Origin of the sequence: Bacillus thuringiensis (assembly GCF_001182785.1) — a bacterium.
GTDB classification, from domain to species: Bacteria; Bacillota; Bacilli; order Bacillales; family Bacillaceae_G; genus Bacillus_A; species Bacillus_A thuringiensis_S.
The window spans coordinates 3,341,307-3,367,512 of sequence record NZ_CP012099.1 but is presented as its reverse complement, the minus strand read 5'-3'; the positions used below and the strand labels follow the sequence as shown (position 1 = coordinate 3,367,512).

The window sequence follows — 26,206 nt, the reverse complement described above, 5'->3', positions numbered from 1 at the left end:
AATAGAGAATTAATAGATTAAAAGAGGTGTATAAATTACTCGGATTAACCAGAAAATGAAAAGGCTATTTTTAATAGTGGGAAAGCTTAATAACTGAAGTGAAGGAATTGCTATTTATATATTTAACATACATATTTGTCTTTTAACTTGTAGGCGTGTTTTAGAATTTGTATATAGTAAATTCGTTAAAAAACTTGATAAATAATAAAATGTGTAAATTTTTTGACTATTTCATTAAAATTATTTAATATTTGTAATTTATTGTTTTATAATGATAATCGGGTCGATCGTGAATGTTTTAGATATTGCGATATATACTCGGATTAATTTATTCTAGGGAGGTTACAAAATTGGGTAAGAGAGTCATTATAAGAGTTTTTACATTATTATCAGTACTGGCATTATTCCTTAATGTATTTTTACCTAGGGCTAGTGCAGAGGTTATGACGCATGAGAAATATTCAATGGACTGGAGTTATAGTAATAGTCTAGGTAAGTACATTCGCACTGAAATGATTAAAAATTCAAGTGGTCAAATTGCTTATTGCTTAACTCTTGGATTAAAATCACCAAATGGTGAAGATCTTCCTGAAATGGGGAAAACAGATAATGTAGTATATAGAGTCTTATTAAATGGTTTCCCACAAAAAAGTGCTGAACAGCTGGGAGTAGCTAATAAAAATGAAGCGCATTATGCAACGCAACTTGCGGTTTGGAATGCATTAGGTCAACTCGATGTAAATGAATTAAAACATGAGAATAAAAATGTTGAAAAAGCAGCTAAGGCTATTATTAGTAATGCTAACAATAGTGAAGAGACTCAAGATGTTTTTATGAATGTGATTCCTGCTGAAAAGCAAAAAGCAGAATTAAAGGGTGAATTCTTCGAAACAAATCTATATTCAGTACAAACAAATGCTAAGAGTGGTTCTTATAAGGTAGTAGCGAAAAATGCACCTAATGGAGTTAGAATTGTTAGTGAAAATGGAGAAGTGAAAGATCAGCTTTCAGTTGGAGAAAAATTTCGTATCCAAATTCCTAAGAATACAAAAACGGGTGAATTTAATTTAAGTGTAGCTGCTAATTTAACTAAAGTTCAAGCAATTGCTTACCGTGGTACGGATACTGTTCAGAACGCTACAGTATTATTAGAAAGAAATGAAGAAAAGCTTAGTAGTGATCTTGCAGTAAATTGGGAAGCAGCTGGTTCTTTAAAAATTAAAAAGGTTGGAGAAAGTGGAGAAGTTTTAGCTGGTGCAGTATTTGAGGTCTTTAATGCAAATAATGAATCAGTTGGAAAAATTACGACTGGTGCTGATGGTATGGCAGAATTAAACAACTTACCAATTGGTACTTACACATTAAAAGAAATTAAAGCACCAACAGGATATGTTTCAGATGATAAACCACAAACTATTGAAGTTAAGACAGGAGAAACAGGAGCTGTCCAAATAGTAAATAACAAAGTAAAAGGTAACATCGAAATTAAAAAGCTCAGTGATTCAGGAAAGGTTTTACCAAATGTTGAATTCACAGTCTTTACTGAAGATGGAAAAGAAGTGCAAAAAGTAGTAACAAAAGAAAATGGAATTGCAAACGTTGAAGGTCTTACGTATGGTAAGTATTATTTCTTAGAGACAAAAACACCTAATGGATATATTGGAAATAAAACAAAGTATCCTTTTGAAATTAAAGAGCACAATAAAACACTTACTTTTACAGTGGAAAATACCGAAGTGAAAGGTAGTGTAAAATTACTAAAAGTAGATAATGAAGATATTAGCAAAAAATTAGAAAGTGCAGTATTTGAATTGAAAGATGAAAGTGGAAAAGTAGTTGGGGAATATAAGACAGATAAAAATGGCGAGATTAACGTCAAAGATTTAGCGTATGGTAAATATTCATTTGTAGAAAAGGCTTCTCCAAATGGTTACGTTCTTGTTAAAGAACCAATTCTGTTCGAAATAAAGGAACATGGGAAGATTATTGAGTTATTGGCAGTTAATCATCTTATCAAAGGTGATCTAGAAATTACAAAGGTAGATGTAGCTGATGGAAATAACAAGCTTCCAAATGCAGAATTTACGATTTATAACGAAGCAGGAAAAGAAGTAGTAAAAGGAAAAACAGACGATAAAGGAATCGCTAAATTTGAAAAATTACCATTTGGAAAATACACATATAAAGAAACTGTTGCACCAAAAGGTTATGTATTAAATGAAGAAACGTTCTCTTTTGAAATTAAAGAGAATGGTCAAATCATTAAACACATTGTCAAAGATGAAAAGATTCCTTCAATAAAAACAACAGCTACTGATAAAACAGATGGCACAAAAGAAATGCACACGTCTAAGTCTGTAACAATCCAAGATAAAGTGGAATACAAAGACCTACAAGTAGGTAAAGAATACACTTTAAAAGGTAAATTAATGAATAAAGAGACTAATAAACCATTAGTTGTAAATGGTAAAGAAGTAACAGCTGAAACGAAGTTTACACCAAAAGAAGCAAATGGCTCTATTACATTAGACTTCACATTTGATGCAACTGGTTTAGAAGAAAAAGAGGTAGTAGTATTCGAAGAGTTATTGAAAGAAGGAAAAACTGTTACAACACATGCTGATATCAATGATAAAGGTCAAACAGTTAAGTTCGTTAAGCCATCAGTAAAAACGACAGCAACAAACAAAGCTGATGGTGGAAAAGAGATTCATTCAAAGGATTCTATCACTATTCAAGACAAAGTGGAGTATACTAACTTAGTTGTAGGTAAAGAGTACACTGTAAAAGGTAAACTAATGAACAAAGCTATTAACAAACCATTATTAATTGATGGAAAAGAAGTAACAGCTGAAACGAAGTTTACTGCAAAAGAAAAGAACGGTTTTGTAACATTAGACTTTACTTTTGTTGGTGCTGAACAGCAAGGAAGAGAAGTAGTCGTGTTTGAAGACTTATTACATGAAGGGCAAGTAATTACAACGCATGCTGACATTAACGATGTAGGTCAAACAGTTCGATTTGTAGAACCTTCTATTAAAACGACAGCTATAAACAAAGCTGATGGTTCTAAAGAGTTAGACGCTTCTAAATCTGTAACAATCCAAGATAAAGTGGAATACAAAGACTTAATCGTGGGTAAAGAGTATGTTGTAAAAGGTAAACTAATGGATAAAGCAACAAACAAGCCATTATTAGTTGATGGTAAAGAAGTAACAGTAGAATCTAAGTTTATTGCTAAAGAGAAGAATGGTTCTATCACACTAGATTTCACATTTAATGCTTCTGCATTACAAGGTAAAGAAGTAGTAGTGTTTGAAGAACTGTATCAAGATAATATATTAGTAGCTATTCACGCTGAAATTGAAGATAAGGGACAAACAGTGAAATTTAAAGAGGTAAAGCCGGAACAACCTAAACCAGAACAGCCAAATTCAGATAAAAATACTCCAACACCAGAGCAGCCTAACGAGCAAGTAAAAGAACAACCACAACCTAAGCAAGAAATTCAATCTAAAATTGGATGGTTACCGCAAACAGGTACTAATCTTACAAGTTGGATCTCTATGGCTGCAGGCGCATTACTGTTAATTGTTGGTGGAGTGATTTTCTTAAAACGTAAAAATGCATAGAAATTAAAAAATAAGCACATCTGTTTTTATAACAAGATGTGCTTATTTTTATCATTTTAGCCAAGAAGACTCCTATATTTAAGCGTGAATGGCATTTAAAATAGCAAATTTATTTGTAGTAAATAATACATAATTTTGTTTTACTGTTTTAATTAAAATACGGTCTGTTGTTCCATAAGCTGTTCCAATACGTATGACATCTACTTCCTCAACACCAGCATAGGTAGCATCTTCGGTAATCTCAATCACATCACGTAATGGAATTGTAATCTCCGCCAATTGCCATGAAATAATTAACTCTTCATTTGTTTTTTTTACATTAATGCCTAGCATTATACCAAGACCCTTCAATAATAATACGCTACACTTCTAATCTTATTATATAAATTTTTAGATTTTTTATCTATATGTAGGAATAGAATTTATTTATATTTGTGAGCATCTTAATGATGTCAAACAAATAGAAGGATATACAGTCTTTCTATTAAGAAATATGGTAAGAACAAAAGTTCACTTCAAATTAATATGAATTTGATATGGTTGAGATATTATGAACGAGAAATAGTAAGAGTTGCAGGAAGGAAATGAATAATGAGACTTAAATTAGTAGGGATTTTCATTTGTGTAATTATGATGTTAGGTATCTTTATAATTTACACCAATCAATCTATTGGTAAAGAACCAGATAAGACGAACTATGAATCTCGTGAAAACTCCATAAATAAAGAGAAAGATAGTAGAGGAAAAGGGCAATCAAAATACAATGAAAGTTCTTTTGCTAGTATACAGGCTGTAGTTAATAAGGAATATGGATTACCCGAAGACTATAAACCAGAGGATTTAGTTGTACCAAATGTACCATTCTCATTTAGTGGAACGGTAGAAAAGAGCCACCTCCGTAAAGAGGCGGCAGAAGCACTGGAAAAGTTATTTGATTTAGCAAAGCAGGAGGGGATTCAGTTAAATGCTGTTTCGGGATTTCGTTCCTATGACTATCAACAACGACTGTATGCAAACAATGTGAAAAGAAAAGGACAAGAGCATACGGATCGCTTCTCGGCAAAACCAGGACATAGCGAACATCAAACAGGGTTAACAATGGACGTTTCTTCTAAAAGTGCGAACAATGAACTAGAGTTATCCTTTGCTAATACGAAGGAAGGAAAATGGCTGAAAGAAAACGCGCATCGCGCAGGGTTTATCATTCGTTATCCTAAGGGAAAGGAAAGTATTACAGGTTATGCCTATGAACCTTGGCATATTCGCTATGTAGGAGATATTGCTGAAAATATATATAAACAAAAGCAGACTTTAGAAGAATACATGAATCTATGAAAATAGAATTGAAGAATTAAACTGGCTATCAATAGACGTGAGATTGTAAAAGGCAGGGGATATAAATTAAGGTGTTTTTTAATTTTTTGGTGAAGAGGGAAGGTATCCCTCTTCTTTTTTCAGTCCTTGTAAAATTTGAGGATGTCTTAAGGGAGTGAAAAGATGGATTGTGTGAGTGTATTAATAAAGGCTACTTTAGGTGGCTTCTAGAGATGTTTTTTGAGGAAATACTAGTATTCATTGCAGCAATCGCCTATATTATAGGAGCATTCACGTTGGGATATAACAGAGAATTATAGAGTAAAGTAGGATTCAAAAGCATTGTTGAAAATGCGGTTGTTATAAGTTATTTTCCTATTAAAATAATTAGTCTTTGTTCAAAATTTAAGATTGTTATTTTATTATATCTAGTAACTATTTATAATATTTAATAATTACTTGGTTTACTATTAAGGTGGTTATCTTACAAAATTGTAAGGTTATTTTAATTGACACTCGTATGTATAAGTAACTATACTGGTTACACGATGTTGGTGAGCATATTTAATAATCTCTATCTATAAGTGTATGTCCGAGGATTATTTTTAGAGTAATAGTTCGATTTTAAATTCGTTATCCGTTATATATTAATATTAACGAATTAATCTATTCTTTATTCAAGGTCGTATTATTTAAAGATTAATTATAAATGATATATTTACCAAATTGTAATAACTTGATAGAGGTGTTCATTTTGAAATACAAATTAATTGCTACAGGAATTCTTGCTGGAAGTTTATTATCCTACTCATCTAATACATTTGCAAATACTCATAAGTTCCCAGATGTTCCTGCATGGGCGGACAAATCCGTTAATTATTTAGTTGATAAACAGGTATTGAATGGCTATCCAGACGGAACTTTCGGTTCAAATGACTCATTAGACAGAGCTTCAGCTACAAAAATTATGACAAAAGTTTTAGGTATACAAATTGACTCTAATGCAAAACCATCATTTACAGATTCACAAAACCACTGGGCTACTCCGTATATTGCTGCTGCTGAAAAAGCTGGTATTGTTAAAGGTGAGGGTAATGGAATCTTCAATCCATCTGGAAAAGTAACTCGCGCTGCTATGGCTACGATGCTAGTAAATGCATATAAACTACAAAGCACACCAAATCATAACGAGCAGGTTAAATTTGAAGATTTAAAAGGCCATTGGGGAGAAAAATATGCCAATATTTTAATCGGTTTGAAAATTTCTAATGGTACTGAGAACGGTTGGCAACCAAATAGATTTATAACACGTGCTGAAGCTGCTCAACTTACTGCAAAAACAGATATGATGCAACATCGTCCAAAAAACCCATTAGAAAGCAAAATAATCATTATTGATCCTGGACATGGTGGCGAAGATCCTGGGAAATCCACAAAGGGATTACCTGAAAGTAAGATTGTACTAGACACTTCTTTACGTCTACAACAATTACTTGAAAAGCATACACCATTTACAGTTTTATTAACTCGTCAATCTGATAATAGACCAGGACATGATCAAAAAAGTTCTTTACAGGAACGTGTTAAATTTGCTAAGAAAAATCAGGGTGATATCTTTATAAGCGTACATGCAAATGCTTTTAATGGTAATGCAAAAGGGACAGAAACATATTACTATAAATCTTCTAAATCCGAAAAAACAAATCCTCATGTGGAAGAAAGTCGTGTTTTAGCGGAAAAAATTCAAACACGTTTAGTAGAGGCACTTCAAACACGAGATAGAGGAGTTAAACATGGAGACCTTCATGTTATAAGAGAAAATGACATGCCAGCTGTGTTGACGGAACTGGCGTTTATAGATAATGGTATTGATTACAGTAAATTATCTACGGAAAATGGCAGACAAATTGCAGCAGAAGCCATTTATGAAGGAATTTTAGATTATTATGAATGGAAAGGAAATAATGTATCTGAATATAGGCTGTAATAAGTAATTGAAAATATAGTAATTCTCGAAATGAAGAATTCTATAATTTTTTTGCAGTTTTTCAAACAACAATTTTAAATTTGTATTTAAAATTGTTGTTTAAATCGTTATTTTATGTTTTAATAATGTTGATAATAGTTATCAATAATAGTGAGAGGAAGATTAGTGAAACATGTGTTTTTAGTTAGTGTCATAAAAGTTAATGAATTTCTATATTGTATGGCTATGAATCTATCTCTATTTTTGTGAACTAGAAATAATATATTTATATCTTTTAAATGTTTAAGAAGGAGTGGCTGTCTGCATGAAAAAAGCAAAAGAAATAGCTAAATGCGTTGCGGTAGTGTCCGTTATTATGTCTGGATCATTTGGTTTACAAGCAACATCTGCATTTGCAGATTCTAAAGGAACTGTGGAAAATCTTCAAAATGGTGGGAAGGTCTATAATAGTTTTAAAACTACTTATGACATGAAGCAGAATATCAAAAATTCAATAAAAGTTTCTTTTATTGAGGATCCTTACGCAGATAAAAAGATTGCAATTGTTACCACTGATGGTAGTAATATAGATGCTAAATATACAATTAATAGCGGATACTATAACGCAGGTTTAAAATGGCCATCAGCCTATCATACTGAAGCAGAAATAACAAGTGGTGATAGTGCTCAATTCCATAAAGCTGCCCCAGTTAATACAATGACTTCAGCAAAGGTCACTTCTGAGGTAGGGTATACACTTGGTGGAAGTGTTAAAGTAGGAGTAAATGATAAAGGGCCAAATGCCGATGCAAGTATCACAGGTAGCTTTGCTTGGAAAGAAAGTGTATCTTATGATCAAGTAGATTATAAAACGGTATTAGAGACTCACACAGATAAAAAATTAAATTGGAAAGTAGGATTCCAATCATTTAATTTCCCAGAGTGGGGAATTTATAATCGTGATTCATTCAATACTTTCTATGGTAATCAACTATTTATGAAATCACGTAGTTATAATGAAGGAACGAATAATTTTGTTTCAAAAGATACAGTACCAGCTTTAACAGGATATGGTTTTTCTCCAAACGTAGTAGCGGTTATTACTGCTGATAAAACAGAAACTACATCAGATTTAAAAATAACAAATCGTAGAATTTCAGATCAGTACAATATCGAATGGGTAAGTTCAAAATGGTGGGGAACAAATAATAAAGATACATATAATGAATTCTTTACGAACCACTATAAATTAGACTGGAAAAATCATCAAGTTACTCTTGATAACCAAAAAGCCCTTGAAGAACAAATGGATAGTATCAACAGCGTGAATGATAAACTTAACAAAGGAAAAGGGAAATTATCTCTTTCAATGAATGGAAATCAACTCAAAGCTACGTCTAGCAATGCTGGTTATGGTATCAGTTACGAAGATAAAAATTGGGGTATCTTTGTAAATGGTGAAAAGGTCTATACTTTTAATGAAAAATCAACTGTAGGCAATATATCTAATGATATTAACAAATTAAACATTAAAGGACCTTATATCGAGATTAAACAGATTTAGTCAGAAAATGATGGACGATTGATGGATAATTATCTCATCAAGATACGAGTATACTAGTTTATCCCGCATTAACGGGCAGCCCGATTGGTTCACCTAATAATCAGTGGTGGATGAACAAAACCCCCACTGATTAAAGTTTCACTTTATTTTAAATCTGTATAATGTAACGAAAGGACCAAAGTTTATCTATAAAATAAATAAACTTTGGTCCTTATTATGTTTTTATTCGCGCACGAAATTAAGATGAAATTAGATGTTTTTTGTCTATTCTTTTACTCAATTAGAAAAGAGCGTAAAGTAGTTGAAAGCTATTGATGCTACGCAAGGGGATATTGTTTAAAGTAATCAGAACCTCATCGGTTGTTAAGTTATCACTTTAAATATATAATTAAATTTCATTAAAAAGATACTCTATTCAAAGTCCTTATTGGGTTTTTGAAGTGAAATATATACTATTTGAGGTGTGTGAAATGGGGAAATCTCGAGAGCAGACGATGGAAAATATCTTAAAGGCTGCTAAGAAAAAATTTGGAGAGCGTGGCTACGAAGGTACGAGCATACAAGAAATTGCAAAAGAAGCGAAAGTGAATGTTGCTATGGCCTCTTACTATTTTAATGGGAAAGAAAACCTATATTATGAGGTGTTTAAGAAATATGGTCTTGCTAATGAGCTACCCAATTTTCTTGAGAAGAATCAATTTGATCCTATCAATGCCCTTAGAGAATATTTAACGGTTTTTACTACACATATAAAAGAGAACCCTGAAATTGGATCATTGGCATATGAGGAGATTATTAAGGAAAGTGCACGATTAGAAAAGATTAAACCGTATTTCATAGGTAATTTTGAACAGTTAAAAGAAATATTACAGGAGGGTGAAAAGCAAGGAGTTTTTCATTTCTTCTCCATAAATCATACGATACATTGGATCACTTCTATTGTTTTATTTCCAAAGTTTAAAAAGTTTATTGATTCTTTAGGGCCAAATGAAACGAATGATACAAATCATGAATGGATGCCAGAAGACTTAGTGAACAGGATTGTTACTGCATTAACAGATAAACCTAACGTGTAAATTATTCAGTGTATATGAATTCTATTATTACTATTTAAAGCCTAATTTCTCAATGTATTGTAGAGAAATTAGGCTTTTTTCAACACGTCATTAAAGTATTTATAATTCAATGACTCAATTTGCTGATTATATTTTCAAGTATTCGTTTTGAGCTACATAGATATAGTTTTTGTTGCAACTGTTTGTTGAAATGCTTTATCATGCTCAACAATAACCATTGTGGGATTAAATTGTTGAATAAGCTCTTCGATTTGCATACGGGAATAGATATCTATAAAATTTAGTGGTTCATCCCATATATATATATGAGCTTTTTCACATAAGCTTTTAGCGATAAGCAGTTTTTTCTTTTGTCCACCAGAATAATGAGATATATCTTTCTCAAATTGAATTCGGTCAAAGTCCATCTTACGTAGGATGGATTTAAATAAGGTCTCATCAATCTTGTGCTGTTCAATAAAGTCTGATAGCGATCCCCTTAAATGAGAAGTATCTTGTTGGACATAGGAAATGATGAGTCCTGTACCTAAAATAACTAAGCCTGTATGCTGTATCGGATGTCCTAGAATTAGTTTTAGGATACTACTTTTTCCGCTCCCATTCGTTCCATCAAGTACAATTCGGTCACCTTGTTCAACTATGAAGCTAATCGAATCATTCACAATTTGGTTATTGTACTTAACGGACACATCAACCAAAGTAATCAATTCATTTGATTTAAATTGTAATTGTTCCAATTTTAAGGACTCAGTTTTCTCCACATTTTTTAGTAATTTTGACTTTTCTTCAATAGCTTTTTGTTGTCTTGATTCAAGGTTTTTTGCTCTTTTCATCATCTTGGCTGCTTTATGACCTACAAACCCCTTATCCAACTTAGAGCCTGAATTCCTCGTTCCATTTTTTGAAGCTTCCACATCATGAGACCAACTTGCTGAACGCTTGGAAGACTGTTTTAATCTCCCTATGTCTTTTTGTAGACGCTCATTTGTAGCCTCTTCGTGCTCTTGCTGTCTATCAAAATTTAACTTCCAAGAAGAATAGTTACCACTCTGAACTTCAATATTTGCTCTATTTATAGATAGGATATGGTCAACGCACCCATCTAAAAAGATTCTGTCATGTGAAATTAAAATAAATCCTTTTTTCTTCCTTAGATAATCAGAGACTATCTTTCGTGCATCAGTATCTAAATGATTTGTTGGTTCATCAATTAATAGGAATTGGCCCTCATTTAAAAACAGTGCAGCAAGCAACACCTTTGTTTGTTCCCCATTTGATAATGTTTTAAATGGTCTGTATATGACCTCAGCATCAACATTTAAATAGGATATCTCACGCAGAAATTCCCAATCTTCTGCTTGGGGACAAATTTCTTCAAGGATTTCATGAGTGAATTTGTTCTTATCTGCAACAGAGTAGGGGAAGTAATTGAATTCTACCGAAGCAAGGATTTTCCCACCATACTCATAATTCCCTAACAATAAATTAAAGAATGTCGTTTTACCTCGTCCGTTTCTACCGATAAATCCTAGCTTCCAATCCGTATCTATTTGGAAGTTTACACTTTCAAAAATATTATCAAAGCTACCTGGGTATGAAAAAGTTAAATCTTGGACTTTTATCATTGACATAATAATTCCTCCTTTATATATCGAAACGTTTCGTATAAAGTCGGAACATCCATCCATTTTTTAATTGCTCTATATAAGTTTGATGGATATTAACGACTTATATAGAGCATTACATGTGTAACAATAGTGTCTGAAGTACTCATTTTTCTCGCTCCTTTATTTGTTAGGTACATTTAACAATTAATAAGTTCCAACTAACATAAACGGGAATAAAAAAATCCCCCAATTGTAATCGGAAGGATTAGTCTTTCGTCTATACTTAATAAGTACTTATTAATCATTTGAATCATGACAAATAAAGTATGAACTGAATTTTAAAAATGGATAGACTAACCCTATATTTTGTAGTTTGAAGTTATAAAATTCAACTTAAAATATAAATTAGTTAATCATTATTCATCCATCATTCCTTTCATAATTCTATTTTTAGAGTAACATTCTTTTTAGAGAGATGCAATATCAGCTTCAGCTTCACCTAATCCTAGATTATTTATAATTCTTTGAGTAAGGAGGAAAGATGAAATTGACATCAATCTAAGTTGTAACTATAATTGTTACAGTTGGTTTCGAAAACTAATTCGAATTTCTATGTTAAAGATAGTATATTTTCATTCCTTTTTAAGTGTGACAGTTAGAAACTAACTATAATTCAATAGAGGATTAGATTTTATCTCATATTTAAAGAGTAGATAAGTTGTACAATCCAAATTTACGATGCACAAATACTTGAAAAACTACATTTTTTAACTGATCCTTTTTGGAATCCTCAGTATTGGAAATTGTAAAAATCTACAAAAAGTTAATAAGACTGTTGTATGTAGAAAAAAATCTTTTAAAAAGGTCATAATATGGATAATAGGTAGCACACATTTTAATTAGTAGGAGTTGTGCCACTATCAAGACATTTCTTAATAAAAGTATAGAAAAAACTCAAGAAGGTGAGTCCATTGCGTAAACATGCATATGTGCAATTTTATGTATTGATATTGGCTTTAATAGCTTATATAAGCTTTTGCTGTATATTTTTATTTGTTCTTCCGAATCATTATTTCGTATCAGATTTTAATATCCGGCTATCATCTTTAGTTGTTGAAACTACTGTATTTATTTCATTACTGTATTCTATATTATCCAGAAAAATTAAGTTAGGAGTATTCTGGATTTGCATAATTATTGCGATAGGGTGTTTCCTGATAGGAAATTTCATATCTGCTTTTCAAGTACTTAATGTAGAATTACCAATACAAAATTTTAGTATCTCTGATGTATTTTTGTTGTTTTTCTTATTTTTCTTTCTCTTTGCGTTTTTTTATAAAATTATGATGGAATGTAACAAATGGGAGAAAGCGTATTTACTTTGTGATTTATGCATTGTTGTTACTGCTATTTTTACATTAGAGTGGTACCTATTTAATAAACCTTCTGCAAATATCTTATTCTTTTCAATTGGAGATGTTTTTCTTTCATTTATTTTTCCGATTATAGATTTATTGCTTCTATTACTTGGAGTTACACTAATCTTTCGACCTGCTATTTTCAATGCAAAAAGTAAATTGTTTATTTTTATCCTAGTATTAACTGGATTGGCTATTACGGACTACTTATATTTTTACTTACAAGATGATTTGTCAGATCGTTCAGTTATATTATTAAGGTGTTTGTATAGAGTTTTCCTATTATTTATCGCTATTGCTGCTACAATTCCAAAGAATACTTCTTCTAAAAGAAATTATTTTATTGTCAATCCAACATTTGGAGAGAAACTTCTTGTCATATTTCCTTATCTTGCAGTTGCAGTCTTAATTGGCTTTACTTTGAAAGAACAAACTTCTTCAGCTACATTGATTACGGGAAATTGTATTGCTTTTGTATTTGTACTGATTCGTCATACAATTGTACGAATGCAAAACAAGGATTTAACCGAGGCCTTAAAAGTGTTTAATAATCAATTAGAACAAACAGTAACTCAAAGAACACGGGATTTAATAAACAAATCTAATGATTTGGTAAAAAATCAAGAGAGATTTAAGTCTTTATATGAGTATCATCCAGATCCTATTTTAACGATTGATTCAAATGGTATCGTATTAAATATAAACCAGGCTGGAAGTATGTTATTAGGAAAAGAAAGTGCTGCATTAATAGGGAAAGAGTGCTTCTCTATTTTTTTAGATGAAGATAAATCTGAATTGGAATCGGCTATAAAGAAAGGGAAACGATGTAGTTCATCTTCGTTACAGTTACGTGTGAAAAATAACAATGAGAAGGATATCCTCTTTTGGTATGTCACTATAGTTCCTATTATGATAGAAGGACAAACCTTTGGGAGTTATGTAATGGTAAAAGACATAACGAGGATGAAACAACAACAGGATGAGATAAATTATCTTGCATTCCATGATACGGTGACGGAGATTGGAAATCGTATATTCTTCCAACAAGAATTAGATAGATCCATTAAGCGTGCACAAAAAACACAGGATAAGTTCGGGCTCCTGTATATTGATTTAAATCGCTTTAAGACCATTAATGATACATTGGGTCATTCGATTGGTGACAGAGTTTTAAAAGAAGTTGCCAAACGTTTTAGGACATGTCTGTCACCGACTATTCCTCTAGCAAGAATAGGTGGAGATGAGTTTGCAATCATTGTCCATAACCAAACAGAGCAACAGCTATTGGATTTGTGTAAAACTCTATTTCGTATAACTGAAGAACCATTTGTAGTAAATCAGCATAGTTTTTACTTATCTCTTAGTATAGGAATAGCAGTGTATCCATTTGGAGGAATAAATACTACTACACTTTTACAACACGCTGATATCGCTATGTATAGCGCAAAGGAAAAAGGTAACAATGCTGTTTGTATGTATGACGAGACATTATCACAAAAAGTAACTCGTCGATTACGATTAGAACAGGATTTACCAAATGCAATTGAAAATAATGAGTTGTTTTTATTGTATCAACCACAAATTGATAGTAAGGCAGGTAAGGTTATTGGTGCAGAGGCTTTAATACGCTGGCAACATCCAGAGCTTGGGCTGATTTCTCCTTTTGAGTTTATACCTATCGCAGAAGAAACGGCGCAGATTATTTCAATTGGGAAGTGGACGTTACAGAAAGCGTGTCGACAACTGAAAGAATGGTATTCTGCGGGCTATTCAAATCTAAAGATGGGGATAAATTTATCAGCTATAGAGTTTGAACAGAAAGATTTTGTTCAAACAATGATATCTACCATAGAAGAGATAGGAGTACCTGCTAATTCAATTGATTTGGAATTAACAGAGCGAATAGCAATGGTAGATGAAAAAGAAACCTTATCGAAGTTAAAAGTATTAAAATCATATGGTGTACATTTATCAATTGACGATTTTGGTACAGGTTATTCTTCACTAGCGTATTTGCCTCTTTATCCAATTGATACTTTGAAAATTCCAAAAGAATTTGTTAATAGGATCGGAACTTTTACTGATGGAGATGAAATTATACAAACCATTATTTCACTTGCTCATACTTTAAACATGAAAGTGATAGCAGAAGGGGTAGAAACGAAAGAACAATTAACAGTGTTGCAACGTAATGCATGTTATCTAATTCAAGGCTATTACTACAGTAAACCTGTAAATGAAGATGAATTTATCGATTTTTTAAGTACAATGCAAAATGAATAAGTGAAAAATCAGTATCTGTATAAAGTAAAGTGAAAAGACGTTCTATCCATATGGATTTGAACGTCTTTCTTATGTTTATTTTCAGTAGTTGTGCAGCAAGGTTTCAGCCTTTGAAAGTAAAATAAGTATCTATATTCCTGGTATTTTGGGCTAATGGGATATGAGGTGAAAATTGCTTCTTGTGAAAACGCATTAGGGACAGCTTGTATATTCTTAAAGCAATTTGAAAAAGGATTAGCAGTTTGTATGGAATTAGGAAATGAAGAGTATGTATATCATTTCAATATTTTACGTTCTCTTAATGAAGATGAAGCAATTAAACTCTTAGAAGAAGTGAAAAAAGTATTTCTTACTTCGAAAAGCAAGGTTTATGGGATTTCGTAGAAGAATATGCAGATCTAAAAAAGGAAGAAATTATACAATAATCACATGCTATCATTTTTAATAGCTAATTAACAAAGGGACTCCAATTATGGAGTCCCTTTGTTAATGGGGTAATGCTCTGGTTTATCTAATTATAACAATATTTGTAAAAAATGTAAAGGGGTCCTAGTTTGGAGGGAGAATTATTTAATCTTTTTTATTTAATAAAAGGGATAATATTTAGTTATCTGCGCTTCTTAATTATGTTTTCTATCACAATTTGAAGTGAATTTCATTTAATCTTATTTATTTTATAGGAATTATAAGGTATACTAAAAATAGGTGCAAAATGTACCATTTGAAAAAGAGTGCATCGCAAAAAGGGATCCGTAAAGGATTCCTTTTTTGTTTCTTTGAAAATGAAGCAATGTTCTAATTATCTCTTTCATTTTTATGAATGCGCTGCGATCTTATAAACTAAAAAGGCATTTTTGGAAAATTGCCATATTCCTGTAACAAAACAAAGGTATGTTATGTGTGTTAAATATAAAGAGAAAGAAGGAAAAGTTGTGAAAAAAATTTTGCCAATTGTTGCGTTATTAGGCATGATGAGTTTCGGAGTACAGGAAATGAATGTAAGAGCTGATACATACCACAAAGGCGATTCAAAAATTAGTTTTTGGGATTCGAAAAGAAAGGGTACTAATTTCATGAATAGTACGTCATTACCTGAAAACTATAAAAGTGCAAAAGAAGCTAATATTGAATATGTACGTTTAGCACCTGATAAATGGGCAAAAGATAAAGATTTTCTATTTGAGGATAAACCAGATACTTCTGGAAAGGATTTTCTGATAGGTAATGCAGATAACTATCAGGGATTAGTAAAGGAGGATTTCGAAAAATTAAAGGCGGATTTAGATGCCGCACAATCACAAGGAATGAAAGTTGTTCTTACAATGTTATCCTTACCTGGTGATCGATGGCGCCAATTTAATAATAACAAGAATGACGACAGAATATGGGAAGAAGAGAAGTATCAAGAACAAGCAAGTCAATTTTGGAAGGATCTTGCTCTGGAATTAAAAGATCACCCTGCGGTGGTTGGTTATAATATTATAAATGAACCACATCCAGAAACAGCTAAAAATAATAGATATAATGATTTTTGGACGGAAGATTATGAGAAATGGTATTCAACAGTGAAGGGAACGACAGCGGATTTAAACAGATTTTATCAAAAAGTAATCAATTCCATTCGTGAAGTAGACCAAGAAACACCGATTATTTTAGATTCAGGTTTATATGCTACTCCATGGGCCTTTAAATATTTAAAACCAGTAAATGATAAAAAAACCCTATATGCATTTCATATGTATGAACCATATGAATTAACGAGTCAAGGTGAAAAACAAAATAAGGAGTATCAATATCCAGGATTAGTAAAAGTAGGAGATTTAGAGAAACCTGTAATGTGGAATAAGCAGGGATTAGAGCAATTTTTGAAGCCAATCCAACAATGGTCTAAGAAAAATCATGTATCATCTAATCGAATTATTGCAGAAGAGTTTGGAATTAACCGTACTGTTCCAGGAGCTACCCAATACATGCAAGATCTTATTTCTATCTTCAACCAAAAAGGTTGGCATAAATCATTCTATGCATTTCGTGAAGACACATGGACAGGGATGGATTATGAATTGGGAACAGGAAAAATAAAATGGGATGAAGAGGGTAAACCAATGCGTCAAGATAATTCACTCTGGGAAGTAATAAAAAAAGATTTACAAGTACATAAATAGTTTAGAATATTTGTCCTAAGGACTAAATGTAAGCATCTAATTCAAATGGAATTAGATGCTTTTTTTTCAAAAAAGGTGGAGGCTTAAACAAATGTGGTTGCAATTGTATTAACCTTTAAAGTGAAAAAAGTTTTATGAATTTTTTTGTGAGATCCGAACCCTTAAATGCTGAAAAATATTTACTTATTTCTCCAATTGGGTGTATTTCTCCAAATAGATGGAAGTTTAGAATACAGAATCAAAACATAATAGGCTGTTATCGATGAGTTTATCGTAAAGTTGTTATTTAATGTGTCATCAAATAACATTTATATACAATAATAAATAAAGAAAAGGAGATATTTATGAAAAAATATAGAGTAATAGACACAACTTAAATAGTATGAATAGTTTTGATTGTAAAAACATGAAGAAGAAAACAAAAAATCCTTAAGAGTACTAAGGAAAAATGAGGGAGATAATATGGGGAATAATTCAAAACATAAAACTAGAAAAATACTTGCAGCTACTGCTACAGTAACTATGCTTGCGACTGGAATGATTTCTTCATCAGATGTCTTTGCAGAGCAAAAGGAGCAGCAAAAAAATTTATCGACATCACTGCAAAGTGAAAAGTCAGTTAAATCAGAAAATAGAACATTTACAGTCCCAGGAAAAGGGGATGTTGAGGTATTAAAACAACAGGAAAGAAAAAGTATGGCATTTAGTCCGTACGAACCAACTGGTTTATATGCAAAGCCAAATGAACAAATAACGATTAATGTAGAAGGTAATCAAGATATTCAGGTATATATTGGAACGTATTCGTATGATGCTTCTTGGAGAGAAGATTCTAAGATAAAATCATTTACATTAAAACCTGGTATAAACACAATCCAATCTCCAAATGGGGGGATGATTTATTTTTATAATAAACAACCAGGAGATAGCATTCGAACAACAATTACAACAGGTGGAACGACTACGCCTTTCTTTGAACTAGGAAAGCATACGAAACAAGATTTAATAAACATGCTGGACCAGTATCCTAATGCACATGCAGTGGAGTTAAAAGGAGAACGTGTATTAATTACGGCCAGCCCTGCACGTGTTAAGAAATATTTGTTGGGTTCTAATACAGATCCTGTACAACTCTTAAAAAAGATGGATGAAGCTACTCGAATTCAAGACAAAGTAGCTGGATTATCTGAAGAACAGGTAGATAAACATTATGTTCATTACGTAGAAGAAAATCATTCTCCTGATTATTATATGTATGCAACTTCTTATCGAACAGCATATGTAGGAGATGCAATCCAATACGTGTTAGATATTAATAAATTTATAACAGATGGCTGGGGCCCTTGGCATGAGGCAGGACATTTGAGACAACAATCGCCCTGGAAGTTTTATAATATGACAGAAGTACAAAATAATATATACAGCCTTTCTGTAGAAAAAGCATTTAATCAACCATCCAACTTAGAGAAAAGTGGAATTTATCCAAAAGCATTTCAATATCTAGAGCAAGTGAATAAAAATTATGATGAAATTAGCGATGTTTTTGTAAAGCTTGTTATGCTTTGGCAACTACAGTTAGCGTATGGAGAGGATTTCTATCCTAAATTGCATCAATTGTATAGAGACATGCCTTCAAGTGAACTTCCACAAACTGATGAAAATAAAAAACAATTATTTATGATTTCAGCATCAAAAGTAGCCAAACAAAATTTGATTCCTTTCTTTGAGAAGTGGGGATTACGTCCAAATAACGATACCATTCAAAAAGTAGCTGCATTAGGATATCCAATTTTAACAGCAGAGATTTGGAAGGGTACGGATGCTAATCCAATTAAACCAGATATGCCTAATGTAAATAATATATTAGAAGGAAACCAGTTTGCATGGTCGCTGAAAGGGATTGGAGATTTTGAATTCGCAAAAGTAAATTTAAATAAATCAACAGAAGAAATGCAAGTTGATCTAAAAGCAGGTGTACCACATAACTACTTTAATAGTACATATGCAAGTATTAAAGTGCAAAACACATCAGGTAAAGTAGTATATAACAAGGAGTTTTATGGGAATAAACAGCAAAATGCTGGAACACAAAAAGTTTCAGTAAAGACCGGCGATTTTATTGAGCTTACACATTTAGAAGGCGGAGAGAGGGCAACATTAATAAATTTAGATAATAATAAACGTGAAAGTCTTGATAAAAAAGTAATGTATGAAGTTACAAAGGATGGCCTGAAAAAAGTAAATCAAATTGTTAATCCGAAACCAGATACAGAAGCTCCCACACAGCCACAAGGATTATATGCAAACAATCTTACTTCTAACAGTGTAGAGCTAAAATGGAATCCTTCTACAGATAATATAGGTGTAAAAGAATATCAGGTATTACGTGATGGACAATTGATTCAAACCGTACAAGGAACGACATTTATTGATCAAAACTTAACAGCTAATAAGGAATATAAATATGCAGTGAAGGCTGTAGATGCAGCTGGAAATACATCAATTCAAAGTGAAATTCTTCCGGTAAAAACCAAAGATCAAAATATATCTTATGAAAAATGGGATCCAAAGAAGGCATATACAAAGGGCGATAAAGTAGAACATCAAGGGACAGTGTATGAAGCGGTTCAAAATCATCAAGGAAATGGTGACCCGAATTGGATATTTGCGTTATCTTTATGGAAACCACTTACAATCAAATAACATGTAAGAATCAGATGTGAAGATAGAACAACATAAAATTGGGGCAGTATTTTAAAGATTTACTGGATGTTGTTTGAATTTTGATAGATTTCTCTACTAAGTTATTATTCAATAATAAAAATTAGAAAAGGATGTAGATTAGTGATTAGTCAGAAAACGAAGAAAAGATTTAATAAAGTTATTATAATGACCGCAGCATGTAGCATGTTTTCTATGTTTGGAACGTCTATTTCGCACACTAAAGCTGCAACACATTCAGCTGCTCCAGCAGTTTATGTGAGTCCCCAAAATATACCTGCCTCAGATATTATTAGTATAGACTGGTCACCAGTTCAGACTCCACCTTATACGTACTGGGCTGTACACAACTGGAATGCAGGTGGTGAAGCTGGAGGATATGCTGGTTTTCAACAACAAAGTGGGTTTGATGAAAATGGAAAACGTACTTTACATTTTGCCTTATGGGATCCAATTTCCTCTAAAGAAGCAATAAAGGCCGAATACTTATCTCCGAATTCGCAAGCTGGACCCTTTGGAGGAGAAGGAACAGGAATGAAGGTTCAAACAACTTATGGTTGGAAAGACTACAATTGGTACACAATGACAATGCGTTCATGGCAAGAAAATGGTCATACTAAATTTGGACAATGGATGAAAGATGTAACAAAGAATAAATGGCATCAAATTGCAATTATGGACTTTCCGGTTGCTAATGTTGCATTTAATCATGGATTAGGAATGTTTCAAGAAGACTGGGCTGATAGTGGACAGAATGTTCGAGAAGCGCGCCTAAAAAATGGTTATAGCCGAAAATTAGTTGATAAACAATGGAGTTCTTGGAATAATCAAAGTATTTCTGGGACGCATGATAATACTTATCAATATGATGGAGGATCTACTTCAGAATATGTATGGGTCAAAGCAGGAGGTAATACGCAGTCTACTATTGGGTCAGGAAAAATATTCACGCTAAATCAACCTACTCAACCTGAAATAGGAAAACTAGATTTTGATATCCAATCTATATATTATGAAAATGAAAAATTAAATGTATCTTGGAAACTAAAAGAAAATAGTACACCGCAATTTAAGGGGAAAATTGAAATTTATAACAATGAAAATATGACGGGCCAACCTATTAACGTAATTAATGATATTAAATCCTATCAAAATGTAATCAGTCAATCTATATCATTACCAACAAATGCTTATGCAAAGATTGTATTAACGGATATATTTGATCAAACTGTTGAGAAAAAGGTACAAATCAAAAATGAGTCTCCAAACATTTTTGAAGGTAATGAATTTGCATGGTCGCTGAAAGGGATTGGAGATTTTGAATTTGCGAAAGTAAATTTAAATAAATCAACAGAAGAAATGCAAATTGATCTAAAAGCAGGTGTACCACATGACTACTTTGATAGTACATATGCAAGTATTAAAGTGCAAAACACATCAGGTAAAGTGGTCTATAACAAAGAGATTTATGGAAACAAGCAGCAAAATGCTGAATCGCAAAAAGTTCCAGTCAAAGTAGGCGATTATATAGAGTTAACACATCTAGAAGGTGTACATAGAGCTACTCTTACAAATGTAGATAATAGTAAACAAGAGAGCTTTGGAAAAAAAGCCATATACGAAGTTACAAAGGAAGGCCTGAAGAAAGTAGAAAAAATGCCAGAAGCAACAATTTTAGAAGGAAACAAGTTTGCATGGTCATTAAAAGGATATAGTGATAGAGAAATTGCAAAAGTAGATTATGATAAAACGGTAGAAGAGATGAAGGTAAAACTAGAAGCAGGTGTACCACATTCCTATTTTGCTAGTACGTATGCGAGTATTAAGGTCCAGAATTCTTCTGGTAACGTTCTGTACAATAAGGAGATCGTGGGAAATAAACAACAAAATGCTGAAAGCCAAACTGTGCCCGTCAAGGTAGGGGATTACATTGAATTTACCCATATAGAAGGAGAAGCAACAAAGGAAAAAACGCGAGCAATTTTAATTAACCTTGAAAATAACAAAAATGAAACCATTGGAAAAACAGCAAGATATCAAGTTACAAAAGAAGGCTTGAAGAAAGTAGAAAAAATGCCAGAAACAACGGTTTTAGATGGAAATCATTTTGGGTGGTCATTAAAAGGATATAGTGATAGAGAAATCGCAAAAGTAGATTATAATAAGACAACAGAGAAAATGCAGGTGAATTTAGAAGCGGGCGTACCACATTCTTACTTTAATAATACGTATGCAAGTATTACAGTAAAGAATTCAACCGGTAGTATTTTGTACAATAAGGGAATAGTGGGAAATAGACAGCAAACTGCTGAAAGCCAAACCGTGCCCGTAAAAGTGGGAGATTACATTGAGTTTACCCATATAGAAGGGGAAGCAGTAAAAGAAAAAACACGCGCTATACTTATTAATCTTGAGAATAATAAACAAGAATATATGGGCAAAAAAAGAACCTATCAAGTTACTTCAACGGGATTAAACAAAATAGAGTAACATGAAAAACATTCTAATTATTAGTTAGATGCAAATAGTCGTTCATTATGAACGGCTATTTGGCTTTTATTTAAAGAGAAGTGAAATGAAAAGATTCTCTCTTTTGTATATACTCTCGTTGCTATCAACTGCTACATTCTTTTATCAGGAGAAAATAATTTTAAAAATGTGCTTGAGAATTGATACATGTTTAAGTGCTATAGATTTGAGAAAAAAGAAACAGAATAGTAAGGTATTTGTTGATAAATCAACTTTTATATTACAATATTTTACATATTTAGTATGATGTATATGAGTTCTGTATATTAAGGGAGGAATGGGAATGAAAAGGTTCATAACACGTGTAAGTGGTAATGCAATCTCAAAAAAGTTAGTTTTAATGGTGTTGTCGATGGTTTTAATGATATTGATGATTACCCCATCGAATGATGTATCGGCAGCCAACCTATCAAAAGCAGGTTCACTAAAAGGCGTGAATTTATTTAATGGAAGTTGGACAGTTGCTATCCAGGCAGCAAATTTACAATATGTTTCCGCTGAGCCTTTTGGAAATGTAATAGCAAATCGTAATGCAGTTAATGAATGGGAGAAATTCGAATTAATTCCGACTGGGGAATTATATACGTACGCTTTAAAAGCTAAAAGTAATGGGAAGTATGTTTCGTTTGAGCCAAATGGTAGAGTAGTAGCAGATCGTACATCAATTGGGGCATGGGAAAAGTTTATCTTATATAATGGTGGAGACAATAGGATATATGTATTACAAGCACTAAGTAATGGTAGATATATATCAGCAAATGGTGGTAGAGAATTAACAGCTACTAGTTATGTAGCTGGAAGCTGGGAAAGATTTGTTATTGTATACTTCTAAACTTTGAAGTGTTATATATTTAAATGATAATGGCATGTTTAGTTTTTATAAACACCTTAATACAATAAAGTGTTAAGTATTTAATACAAGTGTATATTAACGTGTAAAAGGGCTGCAAGTAATTAGCAGTCCTTTTTACATGTTAAATAAGGACTTACTGAGGTTATAATGAAAAGAAAAAGAACCCTATAGGGTTCTTTTTCAAGGCATATTAACAGTAAGGAGAATCATGAAATGCTACTTCAAATCTTTATTAGGGGAAAGATTTTGAATAAGCTTAACATACATCTATTTTTACATAAATGTAATATATAGTAAATTGATAATGTTTATACTTACTATTACTAATATTCAATTAAGATAATTAACACTATTTGTATAGTGTTAATTAAGTCTGTATTTAGAAAACTAATAATAGTCCCCAAGTTGGTTATATATGTATAATATTATATTATATTTGCTAAAAGAGCTTATAGATATATCATTTTAAAAATTAATTAACATTTAAACAATTTTAACTGAAATTGGGTGTGTATTATCTAAAAGCAAATAAAATAAACAAAGACCCTGTAATTATTGTAGTAAGGTACATAGAACTAAAACCAAGATATTCTTGCGAACTCAAAAAGCCTAAATTCCTTAATTTAGGCTTTGACGCTATTTCATGGATTACAATCGGAATGGAATCGGGCATATCTACTACAACAGAGTTATAATTTCTTCAGCTCATTAAATTAGAAACTGGTGTTTGATTAACGTAGTTGAATTATTTCTCTTTTAAAAGAACGGAAAGATTTTTTACGTTAGCATTTTTTACATAATAATTATTTAAGAGAAAAAATACTACTGAGTAATGCTATTAAATCCCAGTCTAATTTCTAATGGTCCCAGTATCTTTTATTTTGACGTGCGTCTTTACATTTATTTTAGCCTCTGCTAACGCTTGCAACCAATCACCTTTTACTTTTTTCCACTCTTTATATTGAAATGCTCTAGCATATAGGGATAATCCGATTGGATCAATTTTATTCTGCTGTATTTCATACAACATATTTTGTAAATTATTATTAATTTCTTTTTGAATAGCCCTTTTTAAATTATTTATATTTTTTTTATTATCATAGTGCCCCTTAATTAAATTCGCATTGGTTTTTTCTATTAAAGCTACATTAGCATATATATCGAGATTAAATACAAACTTTCCGTTTTGAAAATTAACAACTACCTTCCTTGTCGCGTTCTGTACGAAGATAGAAGTGTTTGTTTTTTTGTTGGACTTTTTAGGAGGAAGCGCAAGGTGTAGTATCATTCGCCCGCTACTTTTTTGCTTATTTATAAGATTGAAAAATTTAACATCTTTTTTAGGGATATGAGTTAAATATTTCCCTTTTCGATTTAAAAATGCAATTCCTACTGTGTCGATTTCATTCTTTGTTTTTTTGATAATTGGAACAGCTTGCGTCATTCCTTCTTCATTTTGTTCTCTCATTAATTGTTGAATTGTAGAAGAGACGGATTGGTTATTTTGAATTGACGATTCAATTACACCATTTATATAAGATGAAAGTGATGGTTTACTAGGCTTATGAATTTTAAAAATTTCTTCTGCAGGTCCATCTACAAGTACTACTTTAGCATTAATGGTAGCGTAAGGATCACGGTAAGAAGAATCAAGCTCCTGCAACCAATTTGCTTCTTGCGCTAATTTTTTCCCAATTAAAATGATTTCAGCTTTGGAAGCTGTCATAAAGCCCGTTAACTTTGTGTCTATCTTACTGAATCCAGTATATACAGTTGATGCTTGTGTCCAATGTTCTATAGTACTTTTTTGCTGTTTATGATGAAAGAGTGGTATGCTTGTTCCCACTTTTATATCTCCATTAGGGGTTCTATCCAAGCCAATTAACAGGATTAATGAAACCTTCTCAAGAGGAATTCTCTGACTACAACCAATTATATATACACAACAAATTACAATCCATATCCATTTTCGAATCAAAGTTGTTTCCTCCTAGTAATCCAAGTAAAAAGAATACTGTAAGTGAAAAATAAGATTGGTAATAGAATAAAGAAAACGACATTTAAGATATCCATAAGAGAATATATAAACAAATATTGATCCACATCAGGATTTAGGAAAATAAATAGGCCAACTATAAATAACATAAAAGCAAGCAGCACCCAATTGCGGGCGTTTTTTTGAAGTGAAATGGTCACAGATTCAAAACTGAAAAATAAATACGGATATATCGTAGTGGAAAATACAATTAAATAGTAAGCGATATATATAATTTCTAATCGTTCCATGAAAGAAAAACGAACCCCTTTTAACAGATGAAATACTGGCCAGATTACGTCTTTTATCCCCTCTGGACTAAAGTATATATAAGAAAGAATAGTAACATATAGATAGAAAAACATGGTTCCAGTATTCGCTATTAGTAGTCCTTTTATGGCTTTTTGTTTTTTTTGTAAGAATGGGTATATATAATATGCAATTTCTAGCCCAGCATAAGGAGTAATGGTTTCTTTTGTTGCTTTTACAATAGGGTATAATCCTTCTTTAAATATAGGTAGTAGGTGTAAAGGATTGTAGTTAGTCTTTAGTGAAAAAAGAAGAAATAGTGGCATCCAAGTAGTGAAGAAGAAAACAAGCATAGAATAACTAGTAAGAGCCCTTAACCCACTCAGGGCTAAAATAATGAAAGGTAATAGTAATAATATGGTGATTTGATAAGCAGGAGTGGAAGGGAATATCCACACTTTTACAATATCAGTTGCCTTTAATAAAGTATTAAATCCAGCAAAAAATAGATAAAAGGCATATGCAAGAAAAAGAATTGTCCCTATCCATTTACCAAAGTATGTTTTTAAGATTTGTGAGAAATTTTTGTTAGGATTTTTTTGTAACATTAATATAATAAATACACCGATTATAGAAGTAACTATCCATCCGAGAATGATCGAAATCCAGCCATCTGTACCAGCAGTAGTAGCAAGTGGGCTTGGCATAATTAACATACCAGATGCAAGTTGCAGCGAATGAATGAAAATAATAAATTCGAATAAAGTTACTTTTTGGAACTTAAGATTCCCCAT

Annotated in this window: 15 protein-coding genes; 11 read left to right on the top strand and 4 right to left on the bottom strand. The window is 32.0% G+C overall.

Annotated elements, in window-relative coordinates; genetic code table 11:
• Window positions 1-350: 350 nt before the first annotated feature.
• Window positions 351-3,632, top strand: coding sequence for a VaFE repeat-containing surface-anchored protein (locus tag AC241_RS17295; RefSeq protein WP_050844390.1), 3,282 nt, complete (start codon window positions 351-353; stop codon window positions 3,630-3,632).
• Between the two features lie 78 nt (window positions 3,633-3,710).
• Here the strand turns inward: AC241_RS17295 and AC241_RS17290 are convergent, their stop codons facing one another.
• Window positions 3,711-3,965 (bottom strand): SunI/YnzG family protein, encoded by a 255-nt coding sequence (locus tag AC241_RS17290; RefSeq protein WP_000900689.1) that lies wholly within the window; start codon window positions 3,963-3,965, stop codon window positions 3,711-3,713.
• Window positions 3,966-4,223: 258 nt separating this feature from the next.
• Here AC241_RS17290 and AC241_RS17285 point away from each other — a divergent pair, with 258 nt between their 5' ends.
• From AC241_RS17285 to hlyIIR, 4 genes are all read left to right on the top strand, one after another.
• Window positions 4,224-4,967: a M15 family metallopeptidase gene (locus tag AC241_RS17285; RefSeq protein ID WP_029442983.1), complete on the top strand. Its 744-nt coding sequence runs from the start codon at window positions 4,224-4,226 to the stop codon at window positions 4,965-4,967.
• Between the two features lie 733 nt (window positions 4,968-5,700).
• Window positions 5,701-6,933: an N-acetylmuramoyl-L-alanine amidase gene (locus tag AC241_RS17280; protein WP_016080733.1), complete on the top strand. Its 1,233-nt coding sequence runs from the start codon at window positions 5,701-5,703 to the stop codon at window positions 6,931-6,933.
• Window positions 6,934-7,237: 304 nt separating this feature from the next.
• Entirely contained in the window at window positions 7,238-8,476 is a 1,239-nt protein-coding gene (gene hlyII / locus AC241_RS17275) for a hemolysin II HlyII (RefSeq protein ID WP_029442981.1), read from the top strand.
• Between the two features lie 470 nt (window positions 8,477-8,946).
• A complete protein-coding gene (hlyIIR, locus tag AC241_RS17270) occupies window positions 8,947-9,552 on the top strand; it encodes a hemolysin II regulator HlyIIR (RefSeq protein ID WP_016080734.1) in 606 nt (201 codons plus the stop codon).
• 152 nt (window positions 9,553-9,704) lie between these two features.
• Here hlyIIR and AC241_RS17265 read toward each other — a convergent pair whose 3' ends face one another.
• Entirely contained in the window at window positions 9,705-11,183 is a 1,479-nt protein-coding gene (locus tag AC241_RS17265) for an Lsa family ABC-F type ribosomal protection protein (protein WP_050844389.1), read from the bottom strand.
• A gap of 947 nt (window positions 11,184-12,130) precedes the next feature.
• On the opposite strand from AC241_RS17265, the gene AC241_RS17260 reads away from it, so the two are divergent.
• The 6 genes from AC241_RS17260 to AC241_RS17235 all read left to right on the top strand — a co-directional run bounded on the left by AC241_RS17260 (window position 12,131) and on the right by AC241_RS17235 (window position 23,107).
• Complete coding sequence (locus AC241_RS17260; RefSeq protein WP_029442979.1) at window positions 12,131-14,860, top strand: sensor domain-containing protein; 2,730 nt, start codon at window positions 12,131-12,133, stop codon at window positions 14,858-14,860.
• Window positions 14,861-15,013: 153 nt separating this feature from the next.
• Window positions 15,014-15,244: a hypothetical protein gene (locus tag AC241_RS17255; protein WP_042969022.1), complete on the top strand. Its 231-nt coding sequence runs from the start codon at window positions 15,014-15,016 to the stop codon at window positions 15,242-15,244.
• 512 nt (window positions 15,245-15,756) lie between these two features.
• The gene (locus AC241_RS17250) at window positions 15,757-17,025 is read left to right on the top strand and encodes a glycoside hydrolase family 5 protein (RefSeq protein ID WP_050844869.1); all 1,269 of its coding nucleotides are present in this window, start codon (window positions 15,757-15,759) and stop codon (window positions 17,023-17,025) included.
• A gap of 462 nt (window positions 17,026-17,487) precedes the next feature.
• Window positions 17,488-19,728: a M60 family metallopeptidase gene (locus AC241_RS17245; protein WP_050844388.1), complete on the top strand. Its 2,241-nt coding sequence runs from the start codon at window positions 17,488-17,490 to the stop codon at window positions 19,726-19,728.
• A gap of 141 nt (window positions 19,729-19,869) precedes the next feature.
• A complete protein-coding gene (locus AC241_RS17240) occupies window positions 19,870-22,236 on the top strand; it encodes a putative mucin/carbohydrate-binding domain-containing protein (protein ID WP_029442946.1) in 2,367 nt (788 codons plus the stop codon).
• Between the two features lie 322 nt (window positions 22,237-22,558).
• Entirely contained in the window at window positions 22,559-23,107 is a 549-nt protein-coding gene (locus tag AC241_RS17235; protein ID WP_016080744.1) for a fascin domain-containing protein, read from the top strand.
• A gap of 871 nt (window positions 23,108-23,978) precedes the next feature.
• Here AC241_RS17235 and AC241_RS17230 read toward each other — a convergent pair.
• Together AC241_RS17230 and AC241_RS17225 are read right to left on the bottom strand one after the other, a co-directional pair.
• A complete protein-coding gene (locus AC241_RS17230) occupies window positions 23,979-25,106 on the bottom strand; it encodes a Ger(x)C family spore germination protein (RefSeq protein WP_016080745.1) in 1,128 nt (375 codons plus the stop codon).
• Complete coding sequence (locus AC241_RS17225; RefSeq protein WP_016080746.1) at window positions 25,103-26,206, bottom strand: GerAB/ArcD/ProY family transporter; 1,104 nt, start codon at window positions 26,204-26,206, stop codon at window positions 25,103-25,105. Before AC241_RS17225 ends, AC241_RS17230 begins: the two co-directional genes overlap by 4 nt.

Coding starts and splice junctions, on each gene's coding strand:
- AC241_RS17235 (WP_016080744.1), top strand. CDS start 22,559: ATGAAAAGGTTCATAACACGTGTAAGTGGTAATGCAATCTCAAAAAAG.
- AC241_RS17265 (WP_050844389.1), bottom strand. CDS start 11,183: ATGTCAATGATAAAAGTCCAAGATTTAACTTTTTCATACCCAGGTAGC.
- AC241_RS17255 (WP_042969022.1), top strand. CDS start 15,014: ATGGGATATGAGGTGAAAATTGCTTCTTGTGAAAACGCATTAGGGACA.
- AC241_RS17290 (WP_000900689.1), bottom strand. CDS start 3,965: ATGCTAGGCATTAATGTAAAAAAAACAAATGAAGAGTTAATTATTTCA.
- AC241_RS17250 (WP_050844869.1), top strand. CDS start 15,757: ATGTGTGTTAAATATAAAGAGAAAGAAGGAAAAGTTGTGAAAAAAATT.
- hlyIIR (WP_016080734.1), top strand. CDS start 8,947: ATGGGGAAATCTCGAGAGCAGACGATGGAAAATATCTTAAAGGCTGCT.
- AC241_RS17245 (WP_050844388.1), top strand. CDS start 17,488: ATGGGGAATAATTCAAAACATAAAACTAGAAAAATACTTGCAGCTACT.
- hlyII (WP_029442981.1), top strand. CDS start 7,238: ATGAAAAAAGCAAAAGAAATAGCTAAATGCGTTGCGGTAGTGTCCGTT.
- AC241_RS17225 (WP_016080746.1), bottom strand. CDS start 26,206: ATGGGGAATCTTAAGTTCCAAAAAGTAACTTTATTCGAATTTATTATT.
- AC241_RS17285 (WP_029442983.1), top strand. CDS start 4,224: ATGAGACTTAAATTAGTAGGGATTTTCATTTGTGTAATTATGATGTTA.